This window comes from Streptomyces sp. enrichment culture, from assembly GCF_964273145.1.
Lineage (GTDB): Bacteria > Actinomycetota > Actinomycetes > Streptomycetales > Streptomycetaceae > Streptomyces.
Genome location: NZ_OZ186873.1, coordinates 5,635,123 through 5,653,689, shown reverse-complemented (window position 1 = coordinate 5,653,689; position 18,567 = coordinate 5,635,123). Strand labels below are relative to the sequence as shown.

16 protein-coding genes and 1 pseudogene are annotated in these 18,567 nt (G+C 74.5%); 4 read left to right on the top strand and 13 right to left on the bottom strand.

All coding sequences use genetic code 11. From position 1 onward, the window contains the following. Positions 1-16: 16 nt before the first annotated feature. From ACSU6Z_RS25155 to ACSU6Z_RS25135, 5 genes are all read right to left on the bottom strand, one after another. On the bottom strand, positions 17-1,915 hold the full coding sequence (locus tag ACSU6Z_RS25155; RefSeq protein ID WP_437048961.1) for a rhamnogalacturonan lyase: 1,899 nt from the start codon (positions 1,913-1,915) through the stop codon (positions 17-19). 240 nt (positions 1,916-2,155) lie between these two features. Further along, positions 2,156-2,581: a VOC family protein gene (locus tag ACSU6Z_RS25150; protein ID WP_437048960.1), complete on the bottom strand. Its 426-nt coding sequence runs from the start codon at positions 2,579-2,581 to the stop codon at positions 2,156-2,158. Positions 2,582-2,734: 153 nt separating this feature from the next. Continuing rightward, a complete protein-coding gene (locus ACSU6Z_RS25145; RefSeq protein WP_437048958.1) occupies positions 2,735-3,511 on the bottom strand; it encodes a class I SAM-dependent methyltransferase in 777 nt (258 codons plus the stop codon). Positions 3,512-3,516: 5 nt separating this feature from the next. Continuing rightward, the gene (locus tag ACSU6Z_RS25140; RefSeq protein WP_437048956.1) at positions 3,517-3,822 is read right to left on the bottom strand and encodes a 4a-hydroxytetrahydrobiopterin dehydratase; all 306 of its coding nucleotides are present in this window, start codon (positions 3,820-3,822) and stop codon (positions 3,517-3,519) included. Between the two features lie 101 nt (positions 3,823-3,923). After that, on the bottom strand, positions 3,924-5,024 hold the full coding sequence (locus ACSU6Z_RS25135; protein ID WP_437048954.1) for an ADP-ribosylglycohydrolase family protein: 1,101 nt from the start codon (positions 5,022-5,024) through the stop codon (positions 3,924-3,926). A 29-nt stretch (positions 5,025-5,053) separates the two neighbouring features. On the opposite strand from ACSU6Z_RS25135, the gene ACSU6Z_RS25130 reads away from it, so the two are divergent. Further along, positions 5,054-5,884, top strand: coding sequence for a helix-turn-helix domain-containing protein (locus tag ACSU6Z_RS25130; protein WP_437048952.1), 831 nt, complete (start codon positions 5,054-5,056; stop codon positions 5,882-5,884). Here ACSU6Z_RS25130 and ACSU6Z_RS25125 read toward each other — a convergent pair. Then, on the bottom strand, positions 5,866-6,291 hold the full coding sequence (locus tag ACSU6Z_RS25125; protein WP_437048950.1) for a hypothetical protein: 426 nt from the start codon (positions 6,289-6,291) through the stop codon (positions 5,866-5,868). The genes ACSU6Z_RS25130 and ACSU6Z_RS25125 overlap by 19 nt on opposite strands. 453 nt (positions 6,292-6,744) lie before the next feature. Here ACSU6Z_RS25125 and narJ point away from each other — a divergent pair. Next, positions 6,745-7,240, top strand: a pseudogene (gene narJ, locus ACSU6Z_RS25120) (nitrate reductase molybdenum cofactor assembly chaperone). 185 nt (positions 7,241-7,425) lie between these two features. Here the strand turns inward: narJ and dnaK are convergent. The 7 genes from dnaK to ACSU6Z_RS25085 all read right to left on the bottom strand — a co-directional run bounded on the left by dnaK (position 7,426) and on the right by ACSU6Z_RS25085 (position 17,076). Beyond that, entirely contained in the window at positions 7,426-9,306 is a 1,881-nt protein-coding gene (gene dnaK / locus ACSU6Z_RS25115; RefSeq protein ID WP_437048948.1) for a molecular chaperone DnaK, read from the bottom strand. 153 nt (positions 9,307-9,459) lie between these two features. Beyond that, positions 9,460-9,885 carry an OsmC family protein gene (locus ACSU6Z_RS25110; RefSeq protein ID WP_437048946.1) on the bottom strand — a complete coding sequence of 142 codons (426 nt, stop codon included), beginning with the start codon at positions 9,883-9,885 and terminating at the stop codon, positions 9,460-9,462. Between the two features lie 71 nt (positions 9,886-9,956). Beyond that, entirely contained in the window at positions 9,957-11,750 is a 1,794-nt protein-coding gene (locus ACSU6Z_RS25105) for a vWA domain-containing protein (protein ID WP_437048945.1), read from the bottom strand. After that, entirely contained in the window at positions 11,747-12,808 is a 1,062-nt protein-coding gene (locus tag ACSU6Z_RS25100; RefSeq protein WP_437048943.1) for an ATP-binding protein, read from the bottom strand. Before ACSU6Z_RS25100 ends, ACSU6Z_RS25105 begins: the two co-directional genes overlap by 4 nt. A gap of 132 nt (positions 12,809-12,940) precedes the next feature. After that, positions 12,941-14,329 carry an amino acid permease gene (locus tag ACSU6Z_RS25095; RefSeq protein WP_437048941.1) on the bottom strand — a complete coding sequence of 463 codons (1,389 nt, stop codon included), beginning with the start codon at positions 14,327-14,329 and terminating at the stop codon, positions 12,941-12,943. An 84-nt stretch (positions 14,330-14,413) separates the two neighbouring features. Beyond that, positions 14,414-16,489 (bottom strand): alkaline phosphatase family protein, encoded by a 2,076-nt coding sequence (locus ACSU6Z_RS25090; protein ID WP_437050472.1) that lies wholly within the window; start codon positions 16,487-16,489, stop codon positions 14,414-14,416. Between the two features lie 185 nt (positions 16,490-16,674). Continuing rightward, the gene (locus ACSU6Z_RS25085) at positions 16,675-17,076 is read right to left on the bottom strand and encodes a hypothetical protein (RefSeq protein WP_437048940.1); all 402 of its coding nucleotides are present in this window, start codon (positions 17,074-17,076) and stop codon (positions 16,675-16,677) included. Positions 17,077-17,158: 82 nt separating this feature from the next. Between ACSU6Z_RS25085 and ACSU6Z_RS25080 the strand changes: the two genes are divergently transcribed. Next, positions 17,159-17,932 (top strand): MBL fold metallo-hydrolase, encoded by a 774-nt coding sequence (locus ACSU6Z_RS25080; RefSeq protein ID WP_437050470.1) that lies wholly within the window; start codon positions 17,159-17,161, stop codon positions 17,930-17,932. Next, positions 17,929-18,555 (top strand): DedA family protein, encoded by a 627-nt coding sequence (locus ACSU6Z_RS25075; RefSeq protein WP_437048938.1) that lies wholly within the window; start codon positions 17,929-17,931, stop codon positions 18,553-18,555. The genes ACSU6Z_RS25080 and ACSU6Z_RS25075 overlap by 4 nt, the downstream gene beginning before the upstream one ends. Positions 18,556-18,567 lie beyond the last annotated feature (12 nt).

The window sequence follows — 18,567 nt, the reverse complement described above, 5'->3', positions numbered from 1 at the left end:
TGGCCGCCGTACGGTGTCAGCGCCCGTACACCGCCGGACGCGGCGGGGTCGCCATGCCCGCACCGATGAAGAAGCTCGGGTGCGGGGGCTGGTTGTAACCGGAGTTCTGCCAGGCCAGGGCGGTGCGGTACTGGGTGTCGTGCAGCAGCGTGGTGATCCTGGTGTCCGTCTCGTACGGGGACGAGTAGATCCGCAGCGCCGTGTTGGTGCCGGTCCGCCACACCACCTCCTCCCGCCAGTCGCCCAGGATGTCGCCGGACAGGACGGGGGTGGCCTTGGTGCCGTTGTTGGAGGAGACGCCGGAACCGGTCAGCAGGCGGGTGTCGCCGGAGGTGCCGTACTTGTCGATGCGGGTGCCGTCGAGGAGTTCGCGGACCGGGTCGCCGTCCCACCAGGACAGGAAGTTGGTGCTGGAGGGCTTGCGGCCGAGGGAGGCACCGGTCGCCGAGCGCAGGGTGGTGTCCGCGGCGGACCAGGCCTCGGCCCCGGGACTGCCGGCGTAGACGTCGGCGGCGACACCGCGGCCGTTGTCCGTGCCGGACGCCGTCTGCCAGAGCAGGCCACCGGTGCGCGCGTCGGCCATCCAGGAGCCGGGTTTGGAGCCGTCCTCGGAGACCTTGAAGTACTCCAGGCCCGGCCGGGACGGGACGAGGTCCCCGACGTGGCCCGCGTCGCCGTGGCCGAGCCTGGTCGTCCACAGCCCGGACCCGTCGTCGTCGACGGCCATGGCGCCGTACACGATCTCGTCCCTGCCGTCGCCGTCGACGTCCGCGACGGACAGGCTGTGGTTGCCCTGGCCGTCGTACCCCTTGCCGCTGTTGGTGGAGGAGGTGGTGTCGAAGGTCCAGCGGCGGGTGAAGGAGCCGCCGCGCCAGTCCCAGGCGGCGATGACGGTGCGCGTGTAGTAGCCGCGGGCCATGATCAGGGAGGGGCGGGAGCCGTCCAGGTACGCCGTCCCGGCCAGGAAGCGGTCGACGCGGTTGCCGTAGGAGTCGCCCCAGGAGGAGACGGTGCCGCGGGCGGGGACGTAGTCGACGCTCTGCATCGCCTTGCCGGTGCGGCCGTCGAACATGGTCAGGTACTCCGGGCCGGACAGGACGTAGCCGGAGGAGTTGCGGTGGTCGGCGGAGGAGCTGCCGATGACCGCTCCGGTGCCGTCCCTCGTGCCGTCGGCCGTCTTCATGGCGACCTCGGCCCGGCCGTCGCCGTCGTAGTCGTACACCTGGAACTGGGTGTAGTGGGCGCCGGAGCGGATGTTGCGGCCCAGGTCGACGCGCCACAGCCGGGTGCCGTCCAGCTTGATGCCGTCGACGATCGTGTTGCCGGTGTAGCCGGACTGGGAGTTGTCCTTGGCGTTGGTGGGCTGCCACTTCAGGACGAGGTCGAGGGCGCCGTCGCCGTCGAGGTCGCCGACGGAGGCGTCGTTGGCCTCGTAGGTGTACGCCACCCCGTCGGGGGTGGTGGAGCCGGCCGGCGGGGAGATCGGGACGTCCTTGTAGCCCGCGCGGAACTGGATGGCGTGCTCGGAGTCGGCCTGCTCCCGGCCGCCGACGACCGCGCGGACGGTGTAGTCGGCGTGCTCGGGGGCGCCGGCGTGGAAGAAGGTGGTGGAGCCGGTGACGGGGCTCGCGTTGACCTTGGTCCCGGACCGGTAGACGTTGAAGGACACGTCGTCCGGGTCGGTCCCGAGCCAGCGCCAGCTGACCAGGTTGCCGCCGGCGGTGTGGACGCTGACGACGCCCCGGTCCAGCTTCTCCACCTGGCGGGCGGTGGCGGCCTGGGCGGGGGTGGGGGCGAGTACGGCCGCTCCGGCGCCGAGGAGCGCCACGGCGGTGGCGGCGGCCGTGGCGGCCGGGAGGAGGGCGCGGCGTCTGCGGTGGGGGTGGGGACGGGGTGCCGGGTGCGGGTGCTTCACGAGACGAACCTCCGGGGAGGAAGGGGGGTTTGGTCTCCCAGTCGCCGCCGGGGGCGTGCGGGTTGCCGTATCCGTGCGCCGATTCGCTGGCGGTGCCGGTGGTGCCGGCACGCAACCCGGCCCAAGGCACCGCCGCCTGACCGGTCCCGCGGCCCGCGTACCCGGTGTGCGCACTCCGGGGAGCGCCCGCCACCTTCGCCCTGCCCGGAGCGGACGGCCCGGCTCGCGCCCACCGACCGCCTACGACCCCCGGCTCCCGGCACCGGCCGTCCGGCCGGGCGGTGCCAGGGTGCGCAGGACGTCGAACTCGTTGCCCTCGGGATCGGCCATGACCACCCAGCTCCGGCCGGGGCCCTGTCCCACGTCCACCGTGGCGGCGCCGAGGCCGAGCAGCCTGGCCACCTCGTCGTCGGTGCTGCCGTCGACCGGGCTGACGTCGAGGTGGAGCCGGTTCTTCGCGGTCTTGCCCTCGGGCACCCGGACGAACACCAGGGTGGGCGGCATCTGGCGGGCCCTGACCTCCTCGACGGTCGGCACCCAGGAACCGATCTCGACCTTTCCCTCGCTCCGGTCGATCACCTCGAAGCCCAGGACCGCGCACCAGAAGGCCGCCAGCCTCTCCGGATCGCGGCAGTCGACGACCAACTCGGTGAACCTACTGGTCATGACTCCTCCGGACAGGACGGACGGGGACTCAGCGTACGGGGTGCTCCGTCGGTCCAGCAGGTCCTTAAGCACTGCGACCGCCGGTCCGCGGAGTCACCCGCCGGGCGGCCGCCGCGGCGGTGCCGGTGCCGGGGGTCTTCCGCACCCGCCGGGTCACGGGACGCGCGGAGCGGGGAGGGCGGCCGGGTCCGGCGGCTTCCGGAACGCCCGGAGCGTGAACACGGGATCGGGCCGGGGCCGGTCCTGGTCGGGCAGGGCCGCGAGGCGGGCGGCGAACCGCTCGGCGAGGGGGGTGTCCGGCGGCAGGGTGACGAACCAGCCGCGGCGCAGGTCGGCGATGGTGCGGCGCGGGCTGCGGCCCTGGCCGAGACCGGTGAAGCGGGCCCGGCCTGCGGGGAGCAGGCCGTGGGCGCGGGCGCATGCCTCGACCGTTGCCGCGGCGTCCCGTACCGGACCGGGCGGGCGGTCGGCGAGGACGGCGTCGATGTCGCTGCCGACGTTGTGGGCGGCGGCCTTGTCGACGGTGGTGACGTAGACCCCGCCCGGGCGAAGGACGCGGGCGCACTCGCCGACGACGGTGCGCACGTCGTCGGCGCTGCCGAGGAGGTGCAGCAGCCAGACGCTGGTGACGGCGTCGAACCGTCCGTCCGCGAAGGGCAGTCGGCGGCCGTCGGCACGGACGACGGCGCCGGGCAGGCGGGCGGCGGCGTGACGGATCATCGCGGGCGCGAGGTCGGCACCGGTCACCCGCAGGCCCTCCCGTGCGGCGGCCAGCCGCCGGGTGACGATGCCGGTGCCGCAGGCGAGGTCGAGGAGGCTGCGCGCGCCGTGCGGTACGAGGCCGAGGACGGCGCGCGCGGCGGCGGCCGCCCGGGGTTCGCCGCCGCGCAGGGCGTCGTACCGGTCCGCTTCCTTGTCGTAGTCCAGCACGCGCCTCAGTGTGCACCGTGCCCGGGCGCCAAGTCCTCTACTTTATGGGCCAGTTGGAAGTCCTTCTCGGTGACGGCGCCGCCCGCGCTGTGCGTGTGCACGCTCAGGGAGACGGTGTTGTAGCCGAGAGTGAGGTCGGAGTGGTGGTCGAGCTCTTCCTGGACCTGCGCGATGTGGACGACCATCGCCGTCGCCGCGGGGTGGGAGGCGAGGCGGTAGGTGCGGGTGAGGCGGTCCCCGTCGAGCGACCAGCCCGGCAGCCCGGCGAGCCGGTCCTCGATCTCCTTCTGCGGCAGCGGTTCGGCGGGCATGGGCCGCGCTCCTTCCGGCGGGGTCGCGTACCCGTCCAGCCTGCCACAGGAACGGGCCCTCGGCCCTGGTCGGGGGCCGGGGCGGGCCCGCCGGCGGGGGCTCAGCCGCGGACGCACTCCGCCGCGAGGTCGTCCGCCAGCGCGGCGATCCGGTCGCGGCCCTCGACCCGCTCCACCCAGGCGTGCGGCAGGCCGACGTCGCCGTACCGGGCGCCGACGATGTTGCCGCAGACGGAGCCGGTGGAGTCGCTGTCGCCGGAGTGGTTGACCGCCAGCAGCAGCGCGTCCTCGGCGCGGGGCGCGGCCAGGGCGGCGTAGACGCCGAGGGCGAGGGCCTCCTCGGCGATCCAGCCGGCGCCGAGCCGCTCCGCCTTCTCGGCGCTCGGGTCGCCCTCGGTGGCCAGGTCCAGCGCCCGCTCCAGCGCGGCGGAGGTCTCCTCGTGGCCGGGGTGGGCGGCGAGCAGGCGCAGGGTGCGCAGGACGGCGCCCTCGACGGAGTCCCCGGCGAGGAGGTACGCCACGAGCGCGGCGAGCGCGCCGGCCGCGTAGTAGCCGGTGGGGTGGCCGTGGGTGGTCTGGGCGCAGCGGGCGGCCAGTTCGAAGGCCCGGCCGGCGTCGGCGCCGGTCAGGCCGAAGGGCGCCGAGCGCATGACCGCTCCGCAGCCCTTGGAGTCGGGGTTGACCGGTCCGGGCGGGCCGAGCGGGGCCGCCGGGTCGGGCACGAAGTCGGTGGCGAGACCGGACAGGCAGGCGTTGCCGGGGGCGCGGCGGGAGTACAGCCAGGCCTCGGTGACCAGGCCGCCGGCGGGTCCGGGGTGGGTGCGGGCGAACTCCGGGTCGGGGGCGGATGCGCGCTGGGTCTGGAGCCAGCGCTCGTAGGCCCAGCGGACCAGGCGGGGCGCGCCGCCGCCGATGCCCTTGAGCCGTTCCCGCTCGTGCGCCTGCTTCAGGGCCTCGGCGGTGAACAGGGTCATCTGGGTGTCGTCGCTGATGCGGCCGGGCACGCCGTCGCCGCCCGCGACGAGGCCGGTGACGCCGCGCGGGCCGTGCGCGGCGCGGATGCGGTCGAGGGAGGAGAACTCCACGGGGTAGCCGAGGGCGTCGCCGAGCGCCCCGCCCAGCAGGCAGCCGCGCACGCGGGCACGGTACACGGCGTGCGCCGTGAGGGACGGCGAAAGGGAGTGCTGCCACGGCTCGTTCATGCGGGGGCTCCTCGACTACGGTCGTACGCATGGCCATTGTCGCGATCGGTACCGCCCCGCAGCACACCGCCCCCGCCGGCAGGGGTGCCGGCCCGCTGCTGCGGGGCTGGCGGGAACGCCGGCGGATCAGCCAGCTGGAGCTGGCGCTGCGCGCCGGTTCCTCCGCCCGGCACATCAGCTTCATCGAGACGGGCCGCTCCCGGCCGAGCGAGGAGATGGTGCTGCGGCTGGCCGAGCACCTGGACGTACCGGTGCGGGAGCGCAACGCGCTGCTCCTGGCGGCCGGTTACGCCCCGCACTACCCGGAGACCCCGCTGGACGACCCGGCGCTGGACGCGCTGCGCGCCGGCCTGGAGCGGCTGATCACCGGCTACGAGCCCTACCCTGCCCTGGTGGTCGACGCGACGTACGACGTGCTGGCCGCCAACCGGGGCGTGGCGATGCTGATGGACGGCCTCCCGGACCATCTGCTCCGGCCGCCGCTGAACGCGATGCGCCTGACGCTGCACCCGGAGGGGCTGGCGCCGCGCATCCGCAACCTGCGCGAGTGGCGCGGCCACCTGCTGGCGCAGATGGAGCGGCAGATCGCCCTGCACCGCTCCGAGCCGCTGCGGGCGCTGTACGAGGAGGTCGCGGCGTATCCGGTGCCCGACGACGCGCCCGGCGGGGAACCGGCCGAGCCGGTGCCGTACTTCGCGCTGCCGATGCAGGTGGAGCACGGGGGCCGGACGCTGTCCTTCATCTCGTCGATCTCCACGTTCAACACGCCGATGGACGTGACCGTCGCCGAGCTGGCCATCGAGACGCTGCTCCCGGCCGACCCGGCGACGGTGAAGTACCTTCAGACACTGGTGTCCTGACGAACCTTCAGCGATCCGTACTGGAGCAGTGCGAAGCCGCTCACGGTGATCGCCTGGAGCACTCCCCAGACCGCTCCGGCCATGGTGGGCGTGAGCCATGCGACGAGGGCGACGAAGCTCAGCGCCGCCCAGGCGAGGTTGAGCTCCACCACGGCCCGCACCGGCAGCGCCGCCGGGCGGGTCCGGGTGGCGAGCCATCCCACTCCTGCGGCGAACGCCAGGAGGAAGGCCCCGAGTGCCGTCAGCAGTCCGGGGCCGACGCCGAGCAGGCGCCCGAGCGGACCGGGGAGGGCGAGGTAGGCGAGCGCGTTGGCGCCGGTCACCACGGCGTCCAGGGCCAGGAACCGGCGGAGCATCGACTGCGGTTCGGTGGTCCGGGCGAGCGCGGCGAGCTGGGTCGCGGACATGATGGATCATCCTCCGTCGGGTCGGGGTGCGGCAGGGGGAACCCGGGTGCCGGGCCGAAGTGCGCCGGGCCGGCGTCCGATGCGTCCACGATCCCGCGGCGGCGCGGTCCGGTCGATTACCCGCGAGGTCATGGGCGACCGGGGAACGGCCGGCGGGGACACGAGGGACCGCGGGCGTCTTCGGCGTGGCGCGGGCGGGCGGCGGACGCCGCGTCCTTCGGGGCCGGTCCGGCAGGCCGTCGCCCCGCCGCCGCGGCGGCGGCCCCGGCCACCCGCGTCACCCTCGTCCCGCGGCGCCCTGACCCGTACGGGCGTCGCGAACGGGTGCGTTCCCGTGCCCGCCCCTAGGTTCGAAGACCAGGGGACCCGGGCGCGGGCGGCTGCCGCCGGTGCCGGCGGAGGACTTCCCCGTCCCGCGCCGCCGGCGGCGCGGGACGACGAGCGGGAGGCGTGATGCCCGGTTTCGAGGTGCTGTACCAGGCGGCGGCGCTCTGCCTGACCCATCCGGACGAGGAGTTCCGCGCCCGGCTGCCGCTGCTGCGGGAGGCCGCCCCCCCAGTTGCGGGAGTTCACCGACCACGCGGCCGTGACGGAACCGGCCGAGCTGGAGGCGCACTACGTGCGGGTCTTCGGCCCGGGGAACCGGCACAGCCTGTACCTGAGCCGGTGGCGGGACGGCGACCCGCGGCGCTGCGGGCCGTCGCCGGCGCGGTTCGAGGAGCTGTACCGCGCCCACGGCCTGGAGTGCGCCGACGGGGAACTGCCCGACTTCCTGCCCGCGGTGCTGGAGTTCGCCGCCCGCACCGGCAACATCGACCCGCTCGTCGAGCACCGCGACACCCTGGAGCGGCTGCGGTCCCGGCTGACCGGGTTCGGCACGCCGTACGCGTGCGTCCTGACCGCCGTCTGCGCCACCCTTCCGCCCGCGGCCGCCGAGGACCGCCCGTGACCGTCCTTCCCCGGGGCGCGCCGCCGCGCGCCGTGTCCGCGACCTGTCCGGCCGCCGGCGGCGCGACGGCACCCGGGGCCTGGTCGCCCGGCCGCGGCCCCAGGTCCCTGCGAGGGGCCTGGTCGCCCGGGGGGCGCGCCGGCTCCACCCTCCGCCGGCTGTGACCGGCACTCCCCCGGCGGTCCCTAGGCGGCCGGTCCCCTGGTGTCCTTGTCGTCGTCGACGATCTCCGCGTCGACCACTGCCTCCTCCCCTTTCTCCTCCTGCGGCGCGGTGTTCCGCCCGTCGTCCGCCGTGCCGCCCGGCTCCCGCTGCCCGGCCTGCGCGTACATCGCCTGGCCCATGCGCTGGCTGACCGTGGCGAGCCTCTCGACGCCGTCGCGCAGGGCGGGCGTGCCGGTGTCGCGCTCCAGCAGGGACTTCAGGTCGGCGGCCGCCGACTCGACCTCGGCACGGAGGTCGGCGGGGACCTTGTCGCCGTTGTCCCGCACGAACCTCTCCGTCTGGTGGACGAGCTGCTCGGCCTGGTTGCGGGTCTCGGCGGCCTCCCGGCGCTCGCGGTCCTCCTGCGCGTACTGTTCGGCCTCCCGCATCATGCGGTCGATGTCCTCCTTGGGCAGCGCCGAGCCGCCGGTGACGGTCATCTTCTGCTCGCGGCCGGTGGCCAGGTCCTTGGCGGAGACGTGCATGATGCCGTTGGCGTCGATGTCGAAGGCGACCTCGATCTGCGGGACGCCGCGCGGGGCGGGCGGCAGGCCGGTGAGGTCGAAGGTGCCGAGCTTCTTGTTGTACGCGGCGATCTCCCTCTCGCCCTGGTAGACCTGGATGCCGACCGAGGGCTGGTTGTCGGCGGCCGTGGTGAAGATCTCCGAGCGCCGGGTCGGGATGGTCGTGTTGCGTTCGATGAGCTTGGTCATGATGCCGCCCTTGGTCTCGATGCCCAGGGACAGCGGGGTGACGTCGAGGAGCAGGACGTCCTTCACGTCCCCCCTCAGCACGCCCGCCTGGAGGGCCGCGCCGACCGCGACGACCTCGTCGGGGTTGACGCCCTTGTGCGGGTCCTTGCCGGTGAGCTCCCGCACCAGTTCGGTGACCGCGGGCATGCGGGTGGAACCGCCGACCAGGATCACCCGGTCGATCGCGGAGAGTTCGATCCCGGCGTCCTTCACCGCCTGGTGGAAGGGCTTCTTGCAGCGCTCCAGCAGGTCGGCGGTCAGCTCCTGGAACTGGGCGCGGGTGAGCTTCTCCTCCAGGTGCAGCGGGCCTTCGGCGGACGCGGTGATGTACGGCAGGTTGACCGAGGTCTCCGTGGCCGACGACAGTTCGATCTTCGCCTTCTCGGCGCCCTCGCGCAGCCGCTGCACCGCCATCTTGTCCCGGGACAGGTCGATGCCGTACTGGCCCTGGAACCGCTTGACGAGGTGCTCGACGATCCGCTGGTCCCAGTCGTCGCCGCCGAGGCGGGTGTCGCCGTTGGTGGCCTTCACCTCGATGACGCCCTCGCCCATCTCCAGCAGCGACACGTCGAAGGTGCCGCCGCCCAGGTCGAAGACGAGGACGGTCTGGTCGTTCTCCTTGTCCAGGCCGTACGCCAGCGCCGCGGCCGTCGGCTCGTTGATGATCCGCAGCACCTTCAGGCCGGCGATCTCCCCGGCCTCCTTGGTGGCCTGCCGCTGGACGTCGTCGAAGTAGGCGGGGACGGTGATCACCGCGTCGGTGACCTCCTCCCCGAGGTACGCCTCCGTGTCCCGCCGCAGCTTCTGCAGCACCCGCGCGGACAGCTCCTGCGCCCGGTAGCGGGTGCCGTCGACCGAGCCCTGCTCGGGGAAGCGCCAGTGCGCGTCGCCCATGTACCGCTTCACGGAGCGCGCGGTGCGCTCGACGTTCGTCACGGCCTGCCGTTTGGCGACCTCCCCGACCAGTACCTCGCCGTTCTTCGCGAAGGCCACGACCGAGGGGGTGGTGCGGGCCCCTTCCGCGTTGGCGACGACCGTGGGCTCACCGCCCTCCAGGACGGCCACCACCGAGTTCGTGGTTCCGAGATCGATACCGACCGCACGTCCCATCGCTGTCCCCTTCCGCCAGGGCGCATTCCCTGAACTCCAGCACAAAACTTGAGTGCCTCGTTGTCAATGCGGCGGAGGGTCCGCGAAGGGGGCGCGCGACGCGCGGACCGCCCCCGGGGCGGTCCGCGCGTCGCGGTGGTGCGGGGCGGACGGTCAGGCGAGCTTCGCGGTCAGCGTGATCGGCACGGCCTTCAGGGCCTGGCTGACCGGGCAGTTGGCCTTGGCGTCCTCGGCGGCGGCGGCGAAGCCGTCGTCGTCGAGGCCGGGGACGGTGCCCTCGACGGTGAGGTGGATGCCCGTGATGCCCTCACCCGGCTGGAAGGTGACGTCGGCCGAGGTGACCAGCTTGACGGGCGGGGTGCCGGCGCCGGCCAGGGCGTGCGACAGCGCCATGGAGAAGCAGCTGGAGTGGGCGGCGGCGATCAGCTCCTCGGGGCTGGTCTTCCCGTTGGCCTGCTCGGCGCGCGACGGCCACGACACCGGCTGTTCGCCGATGCCGGAGGAGTCGAAGGTGACGACGCCGTTCCCCTCGAGCAGGTTGCCTTCCCAGACCGTGTGTGCAGAGCGCGTGGTTGCCACGATTCTTCCTTTCGGGTGGATCCCGTTGTGCCCCTTGCGGGGTTTCCCACATCATCCGATCACATTCCGGCTCAGCGCACGTGAAAGACCGGCCCACGGGCACCGAACGGCAGCCGCGCGCCCTGCGGGATCAGGTAGGCGTGCTCGCGCCGCACCCGCAGCACGTCGCACCGGCCGTCCGTGACGATCAGGACCGGCGCGGCGGGCGGGAAGTCGTCGGCGCGGTGCAGCAGGTCGACGCCGGGCTGGAGCACGGTGCCGCCGCGGCCGTGCACCCGTACCCGGCCGGCGATCTCGGCGACGGGCAGGTACCCGGCGTCGTGGGGCGCCGCGTCGCAGAACACGACCCGGGCGGCGGGGACGTCACGGGCCTCGGCGTAGGAGGCGACGGCGCCGAGGGCCTTGCCGAGGAGGGTGCGGTCCATGGAGCCGGAGGTGTCCAGGACCACACCGAAGGTGCAGCGGGCGACCTCCTCGGGCGGGAAGTACCGGCCGGCCCGCGGGATGCCGGGCGTCGCCGCCTGGCGCCGGGAGGGGCGCGCGTAGGAGCGCAGGGGCTCGGGGCGGGGCACGAACTCGTCGAACCAGCGGGCCAGCCGGGCGTCCCAGGGCAGCGGCGGATGGCTGAGCGCGCGGATCTCCTCGACCAGACCGCCGGGCAGGAAGCCGCGCTCCTGGCTCTGGTGCAGGTCCAGGCCCTGGGCGAGGCCGCGGCGGTAGAAGCCGTCGAGGTCGGCGTGGTCGCGGGGCGGGCCGAGCGGGGCGCCGAGGACGTCGGCCCCGCCCTTGCCGCGCAGGGTGGACAGGCGCCGCGTGCGCCGCGGGTCGCCGGCGATGCGGTCGTAGACCTCCTCGGCGGACAGGCCGGCCAGTGCCGGGTCGTGCAGCACGCCTTCGGGCATGGCACCGACCCGCATCTCCTCCAGCCAGCCGTTGATCACGTAGTCGCAGGCGACGTTGAACAGGTACGGGTCGCGGGCGCCGCAGCGGTCGCCGTGGCGCAGGGCGGCGTGCAGCATCTCGTGGGCCAGGACGAAGCGCCACTCCTCGTCCTCCAGGCCGCGCAGCGGGTTGACGTAGATCTCGCCGGCCCCGGCGTCGACGGCGGCGATCGCGATGCCGTGGGCGCGGGCGAGTTCCGCGTCGGCGACCAGCTCGATGCCGGCGGCGATGCCGCCGAGCAGCGGGTAGGAGGAGACGAACCAGGCCAGCGCCTTCTCCCAGGGCCGCCTGGGGGCCGCCTCGCCGTCCAGGGAGTCGCGCCGGCCACCCGCCACGTCCATCGCGGCCGACACGGTCCGGGTCAGGGCGGTGGCGAACGCCAGCTGCCGGTCCGGGGGCTGCCCGAGCCAACCGTCCCACTCGACCAGGATCAGGTCGGGCTCGGCGCCCGCCGTGCCGCACCGCTCGTAGGCGGCCGGGAGCCCGTCGCGGCGCCAGCGGGCGGCGAGCTGCTCCTCGTCGCCGTCCGGGTACGACGGGGGCAGCCCCTCGGGTGTCCGGCCGACGGGGAAGGACAGCAGGAAGCGGTTGACGACGACGCAGCGGGCCGCGCGGTCGTGGCGGTCGGGCTGGACGGGCGTCCCCTTGACGGCCGGTACGTGCCCGAAGCCCAGGTGGAGGGCGGCGTGCGCGATCGCCCATGCCCAGTCGGCCGGGTCGGCCAGGCGGGCCGGGTGGGCGTGCAGCACGGCGTCGGAGTCGACGCGGACGAGCCCGTCCCGGGGGGCCGCCTCGCAGTCCTCGCGGCGGCAGACGGTGAAGTCCACGGCGGCCAGCGCCGGGTTGGCGCGGACCAGCCGCAGCCCCTCGTCGAACGCCTCCCCCGCGAGGTCCCGTTTCTTCTTCGCGGGCGGCCGGCTCACCGGCGGGCCTCCACCAGGCGCGGCATGTCGCGGGCCGCCTCGACCAGGAACCAGGAGGGCAGGACCGGATTGCCGTCGGCGTCGGGGGCGATCACGGCCTGCGCGACCTCGACGGAGATCTCCGCGAGCTGCACGAGCAGCGACTTGGCGCGGTACGCGGTCTGCCGGCCGTTCGCCGACATGTGCTCCTTGCTCGCGGGGAGCTCCTTGACCAGCCGGCCGCGGAAGGAGTCGGCGAGGTAGTAGAGCAGGTCGCGGTCGTCCGGGCGGTGCGGCCAGCGGGCGTCGCCGCGCAGGATCGCCTCGATGCCGAACCGGCTGCGGACGATCTTGACGTACCCGCAGAAGGCGGTGGCGTGGCGCGGGGTGAGCGTGCCGTGGGCGAGGATCTTCAGGGTCTCCTCGTCCAGGCCCGGGCCGAAGGAGTGCAGGGCGTCGGAGAGCATGTGCCAGGAGCGCGGGGTGGAGAAGGGCTCCTCGGTCTTGGGCGGCTTGGACCACAGGTGGTCGGGGCGGTCGGTGAGGTGGTCGGTCACCCAGGGGTGGATGCCGTTCGCCGCGGCCCAGGCGAGCCAGTCCTTCGCGGACGCCTCCAGGTGGACGTGGGTGAGTCGGTTGACCAGCGCGGAGGCGATGGGGCGGGCGAGGGCGTTGTCGGTGGCGCGGTTGCCGGCGCCGATGACGATGGATCCCTCGGGCAGCTCGTAGCCGCCGATGCGGCGGTCCAGGATGAGGGAGTAGAACGCCTTCTGCACGTCCGGCGTGGCCGCGTTCAGCTCGTCCAGGAACAGGCAGTACGGCTCGTCACGGGCGATCGTCTCGGGCGGGCAGAACACCGACCGCCCGTCGCGGATCTGCGGCACGCCGATCAGGTCCTCGGGGGCGAGCTGGGTGCCGAGCAGGCTCACGCACTCCAGGCCCAGCGAGGCGGCGAAGTCCCGCACCAGGGAGGACTTGCCGATGCCGGGTGCGCCCCACAGGAAGACCGGCCGCACGGTGGCGAGGCCGAGCAGCAGTTCGGGGAGGCGGGCGGGGGTGACGGTGACGGCGGCCTGCACGCAGGGGCTCCTGAGAGGGGTGCACGGGAACGGAACCGCACCAGTGTCGGTCGCCTCGCCGCCGTGCGCAGCCGAATTAACGCCGGTGCGGCCCCCGTCCCCGCCGACGGGGACGGGGCCGCATCCCGCCGGTCAGGCCGCCGTCCGCTGCCTGCGGGCCGCCATCACCGCGTAGACGAGAATGCCCGCGAACAGGAACAGCACGCCCTGGTAGACCGCCGCGTAGCCGGCGCCCGCGACGAGCCACATCGAGAAGGCGGCGGCGACGGCCGCGACCACGGCGTCCCGGACCAGTCGCCGCCGGTCGACCAGGTCGCCCCGCCCCGAGACGAGGTGGAAGAGCTGCGCGGCGGTGGCCAGCAGGTACGGCACGGTCGCGGTGAAGGTGGTGACGAGGACGAGGACCTCGAAGACCTTCGCCGAGCCGGCCGCGTAGTTGTAGACGGTCAGCAGCGAGGCGAGGACGACGGTGACGCCGACGCCGACGGTGGGCACCCCGCGCCGCCTGCGCGCGAACACGGCCGGGAAGAGCCCGTCCTTCGCGGCGGCGTACGGGGTCTGGGCGCCCAGCAGGGTCCAGCCGTTGAGGCAGCCGGTGATCGACACGAGCGCCGCCAGCGCGACGGCCCAGCCGCCCCAGGCGCCGCCGAACATGGCGTTCACCGCGTCGGAGAAGGGCGCGGTGGACTCCACCAGGCGGTCGTGGGGGACCGTGCCGAAGACCGACAGCGTGCCCAGCAGGTAGACGAGGGCCGCGCCCGCGGTGCCGATGACGGTGGCCAGGCCCACGGTGCGCCGGGGGTTCCTCACCTCTCCCGCGCTCACGGCGGCGGACTCCACCCCGAGGTAGGAGAAGAGCAGGATCGCGGCCGACGCGGAGACCGCACCGGTCAGGCTGCCGCCGCCGGCGTGGAAGGGGCCCAGGTTGTCCGCGTCGAAGAAGAACAGCCCGCCGAACGCGACCAGCAGCAGCGGCGCGAACTTCAGGACGGTGGCGACGAGCTGGACGGCGCCCACGTAGCGGGTGCCGGCGAAGTTGGCCAGGGCGGGCAGCCACTGCACGACCAGCGCGGCCAGGCAGGCGCTCCAGCGGTGGTCGCCGACCGGGACCAGGACGTCGAGGTAGCCGACGGCGGCGACCGCGATGGCCGCGTTGGACACCCAGGAGGTGATCCAGTACGCCCAGGCGGCGAGGAACCCGGCGAAGTCGCCGAAGGCCTCGCGGGCGTAGACGTAGGGACCGCCGGTGCGCGGATTGCGCTGGGCGAGCCTGCCGAAGACCAGCGCCAGGGCGATGGCCCCGACGGTCAGGACGCCGAAGGCGACCAGGCTGACCGTGCCGAACGGGGCCACGGAGGCCGGCAGCAGGAAGATGCCGCCACCGATGATGTTGCCCATGACCAGGGCGGTGGCGACGGGCAGCCCGAAGCGGCGGGTGTGCCTGCCGTCGCCGGTGGCGGGTGCCTCGGGGGTCTCCTGCGGGGCCGGAGCCGACGGGGGGGCGGTTCCGGTGACGTGCATGGGGTGGTGCGCCTCTCTTCGAACTGATGCCCGGGATCGCCGGGACGGCGCCCATGGTCCGGCATGCTCGGAGACGTCGCCAAATCACATGTTTTTGTTCTGCAAACCCCCGTCCGACACCGCAAAAGATGCGTCGTCACGGGCCTCGGGCCGGGAATCGTCCAGTGGCACCTGCGGACCGTTCGCCTCGCCCAGCCAGCGGCGCAGCACCCGGTGCACCTGCTCGGCGCCGACCAGTTCCGCGCCGTCGGCGACCGGCGGGGAGAAGACGGCCGGGGCGAGCAGGAAGGCCCGCGACTGGGCGCCGCCGAGTCCGCCGTGGGAGCCGATCTGCTCCTCGAAGGCGAGGACCTCGCCGTCGGCGGGGTCGTAGGAGGAGTTGACCATGATGTCGGCGGTGTGCGGGAAGCAGTGGGTGCGGCGCACGGCGTCGGCGGCGCCGGGTCCGAACGCGGCGAGCGGGCCGGGGTCCTCGTCGAGCCGGTCCAGGGGGATCTCCACGCCCCGGGCGCCGAGCACGACCCCGCCGTGCCTCTCGCTGGCCACCAGCAGGAAGCCGATGCCGGGGTGGTTGGCGAGGGTCGGCAGCAGCGCGGGGTGGCGGGCGTCGATCTCCTCCTTGGTCATCCGGTGCCCGACGTCCGGGAAGGAGACCAGGCCCAGGTTGCCGGAGGCCAGCACGATCGGCTCGGAGCGGCGGCCCGCGGGGCGGTGCTCCTCGCCGCCCTCCTCGACGGGGCGGCGCAGGGCGGCGCGCACCGCGTTGCGGGCCTCGGCGCCGCTGCGGGTGCGCCGGGCCCGGCGCGGCACGGGCAGCCCGCAGCCGGCCCGCACCAGGTCGCCGAGGGTGAGGCCGTAGCGGGAGCGGAAGGTCTCCCCGGGGCTCTGGCCGTGGTCGGACAGGACGACGATCCGGTAGGGGCGGGGGGCGTGCTCGGCGACCTTCTCGATCAGCGCGAGGGCGCGGTCCAGGCGGTTCAGGACCTTCTCGGCGTCGCGGCTCGCGGGCCCGGAGTGGTGCGCCACCTCGTCGTAGGCGACCAGGTCGGCGTAGACGGCGGTGCGCCCGGCGAGCATGTCGCCCGTCACCGCGGCGACGACGACGTCCCGTTCGACGACGGTGGCGAAGGCGCGGACGAGGGGGTAGAGGCCGCCGCGCGAGACCCGGGGGCGCTCCTTGCGCAGGCGGGCGCGGGTGGACTGGCCGATCTCCCGGCCCACCTCGGCGGCGAAGGACATCGCGGTGCGGACCGCGTTGGCCGGGTCGGAGAAGTAGGCGAAGTAGCCGGCCCGGGAGCGGTTCTCGCGGCCGCGGCGGCGGGTGGCGATGGACAGCACCAGGGCCTGCTCGCCGGCGCCGCCGCTGAAGAGGTTGCCGCGGCTGGCGCCGTCGACGGCGAGCAGCCCGTCGTGGCCGGCGTCGGCGGCGGCGCGGGCCTGGAGCAGGGCGGCGCTGGAGGGGCGGTTGCACACCATCACCTCACCGCGGTCCTTCTCGTACCAGCGGAAGGCGGGGACGTCGTGGTTGCTGCCGTGCAGGATGCCGAGCTGGCTGGCGCCGGTCTGGCTGGACCAGTCGGTGCGCCAGGGGACGATCCGGTGGGTGGCCGGCCGGCCGTCGCCGCCGTCCAGCCAGCGGGCGACGGTGGGCATCAGGCCCCTGCCGACGGCGTCCAGCAGCACGTCGTGGCCGACCCCGTCGAGCTGGACGAAGACGGTTCCGGGGGTGGCGGGGCAGGACGGTCCGGCCCGTCGCCGGCGGCGGTCGGCCAGGCGGTACAGGCGGCGCCGGTAGGCGTCGTCGTCGCGCACGGCGAGCGCGGCGCCGGTGGCGGAGGCGACGGCGGACATCACGGCGGCCACCACCACCGCGGTCTCGGGGGCGGCGGCGCCCCGCTCGGCGGGGTTGAGGCGCAGCGCGAGGAGCAGCAGGGCGCCGTTGAGGAAAAAGACCAGCAGTCCGAGCACGAGCGCCGGGACCAGCAGCAGCAGCCGCACCAGCAGCGGCCACACCAGGGCGGACAGCAGGCCGAAGGCGCCGGCGCCGGTCGCGGCGGTGACCGCGATGGTGGTGGCGCTGTCGCCGTCGGCGGACTGCAACTGGAAGTCCGGCAGGATGCCGGCCAGCGCCAGCATGGTGACCGTGGAGACGGCCCACACCGCGACACTGCGCCCGATCTGGCCGGCTGCCCCGCGCCAGCGCCCCTGGCCCACGCTCAGTACACCTCACGTCCCGGCCCGTCGTCGGCGCGGGCCCCTCCCCACCCTGTCACAACGCTCCGAAGAGCCCGTCCGCCCCCGGGTCCGGTTCCCGCCCGGGTGGCGCGCCGCCGCGACGGCGACGGTCAGCGCCCGTCGTAACCGGCCGTCGGCATCGACAGCCGGCGGTGCACGCGGGCCTTCATCTCGGCGTCGTAGGCCGGCTCGGCCCGTCCGACCGTCTCCACGCGCACCCCGCGCCGCGCGCACTCCTCGGTGAACTCCTCCACGGACGACAGCGCGCTCTCCAGTACCCGGCGGCTGGGCGCCACGAACAGGTCGGCGCCCGGGCGCACGCCCTCCCACAGGACGTCGTGGTCGGGCCGCAGGCCCCGTACCAGCAGTTCCCTGGTGACGACGTAGCCGTGTTCGGCGGCCCAGCGGGCGCACATGGCGTGCTGGCCGCGGGAGTCCACCAGGAAGGGGTCGTCGTCCAGTTCCTCCAGCGGCGTCAGACTCGCGATCGCCGTCACCCTGACCGGCCTCATGGCGTCCCCCTACCTCCGGTTCCCGCCGCCGACCCTACCGTTGGCCGTAGGCTGCGGGGAGGCGCGCGAAGGAGGCATGGAGGTGCCGGTGGAGGTCACCTGGTGGGGTCACGCCACCTGCACGGTGGAGGACTCGGGCACACGTGTGCTCACGGATCCCCTGTTCACCCGCCGGCTGGCCCATCTGCGTCGCCGGTGCGGCGCCCTGCCTCCCCCGGAGGCGTACCGCGCCGACGTGGCGCTCGTGTCGCACCTGCACGCCGACCACCTCCACGTGCCGTCGCTGGCGCGGCTAGCGCCGGGCACGCGCCTGCTCGTGCCCCGGGGCGCGCCCCGGGCGGTGCCGGGGCTGCGCCGACTGCGCCATCTGCGGGTGAGCGAGGTGGCGCCCGGCGACGTCACGGCCGTCGGGAACCTCGTCGTACGGGCCGTACCCGCACGCCACGACGGGCGGCGACTGCCCATCGGGCCGCACCGTTCCCCCGCGCTCGGCTTCGTCGTCGAGGGCGAGGCCCGCACGTACTTCGCGGGGGACACCGACCTGTTCGACGGGATGGAGAAGGAGGTCGGGCCGGTCGACGTGGCGCTGCTGCCGGTGGGCGGCTGGGGGCCGTTCCTCGGGGAGGGGCATCTGGACGCCGGGCGGGCGGCCGAGGCGCTGGCGCGTCTGGTGCCGGGCAGCGCGGTGCCGGTCCACTACGGCACGTACTGGCCGATCGGGATGGACGCCGTGCGCCCTCATGAATTCCATGCGCCGGGGGACGACTTCGTGCGCCTGGCGGCGCTGCGCGCGCCGGGCGTGGCGGTGCACCGGCTGGCGCACGGGGAAAGCGTGCGCCCGGAGGTCGTCCGGTGACGTGGCTGGCCGCCGCCTCGACGGCCGTGCCGCCGGAGACCACTCAGCAGGCGCTCGGCTATCCGTCGCTGTTCCTGCTGGTGCTGATCGGGGCGCTGGTGCCGGTGGTGCCGACGGGAGCTCTGGTGAGTTCGGCGGCGGTGGTGGCCTTCCACCAGACGGCGCCGTTCCCGCTGGCGCTGGTGTTCGTGACGGCGTCGCTGGCCGCGTTCCTCGGGGACCTGGCGCTGTACTGGCTGGGGCGGCGCGGCATGGGTTCGAGGAACGGCTCGCGCTGGCTGGAGGCGATCCGGGCGCGGGCGCCGGAGGACCGGCTGGCGCAGGCGCAGGAGAAGCTGGCCGGTCACGGCGTGGCCGTGCTGGTGCTGTCCCGGCTGGTCCCGGCGGGTCGTATCCCGGTGATGCTGGCCTGCCTGATGGCGCGGTGGCCGCTGCGCCGTTTCGCCAAGGGCAACCTGCCGGCCTGCCTGGCCTGGGCGGTGACGTACCAGTTGATCGGGATTCTGGGCGGTTCGCTGTTCAAGGAGCCGTGGGAGGGCGTGGCCGCGGCGGTCGCGCTGACCGTGCTGGTCGGCGCGGCGCCGGGGATGTGGCGGCGGGTGCGGGGCACGGCCGGGGCCTGATCGGCGGCAGGG

Coding starts and splice junctions, on each gene's coding strand:
- ACSU6Z_RS25150 (WP_437048960.1), bottom strand. CDS start 2,581: ATGACCAGTAGGTTCACCGAGTTGGTCGTCGACTGCCGCGATCCGGAG.
- ACSU6Z_RS25140 (WP_437048956.1), bottom strand. CDS start 3,822: ATGCCCGCCGAACCGCTGCCGCAGAAGGAGATCGAGGACCGGCTCGCC.
- ACSU6Z_RS25135 (WP_437048954.1), bottom strand. CDS start 5,024: ATGAACGAGCCGTGGCAGCACTCCCTTTCGCCGTCCCTCACGGCGCAC.
- ACSU6Z_RS25130 (WP_437048952.1), top strand. CDS start 5,054: ATGGCCATTGTCGCGATCGGTACCGCCCCGCAGCACACCGCCCCCGCC.
- ACSU6Z_RS25125 (WP_437048950.1), bottom strand. CDS start 6,291: ATGTCCGCGACCCAGCTCGCCGCGCTCGCCCGGACCACCGAACCGCAG.
- dnaK (WP_437048948.1), bottom strand. CDS start 9,306: ATGGGACGTGCGGTCGGTATCGATCTCGGAACCACGAACTCGGTGGTG.
- ACSU6Z_RS25095 (WP_437048941.1), bottom strand. CDS start 14,329: ATGCACGTCACCGGAACCGCCCCCCCGTCGGCTCCGGCCCCGCAGGAG.
- ACSU6Z_RS25085 (WP_437048940.1), bottom strand. CDS start 17,076: ATGAGGCCGGTCAGGGTGACGGCGATCGCGAGTCTGACGCCGCTGGAG.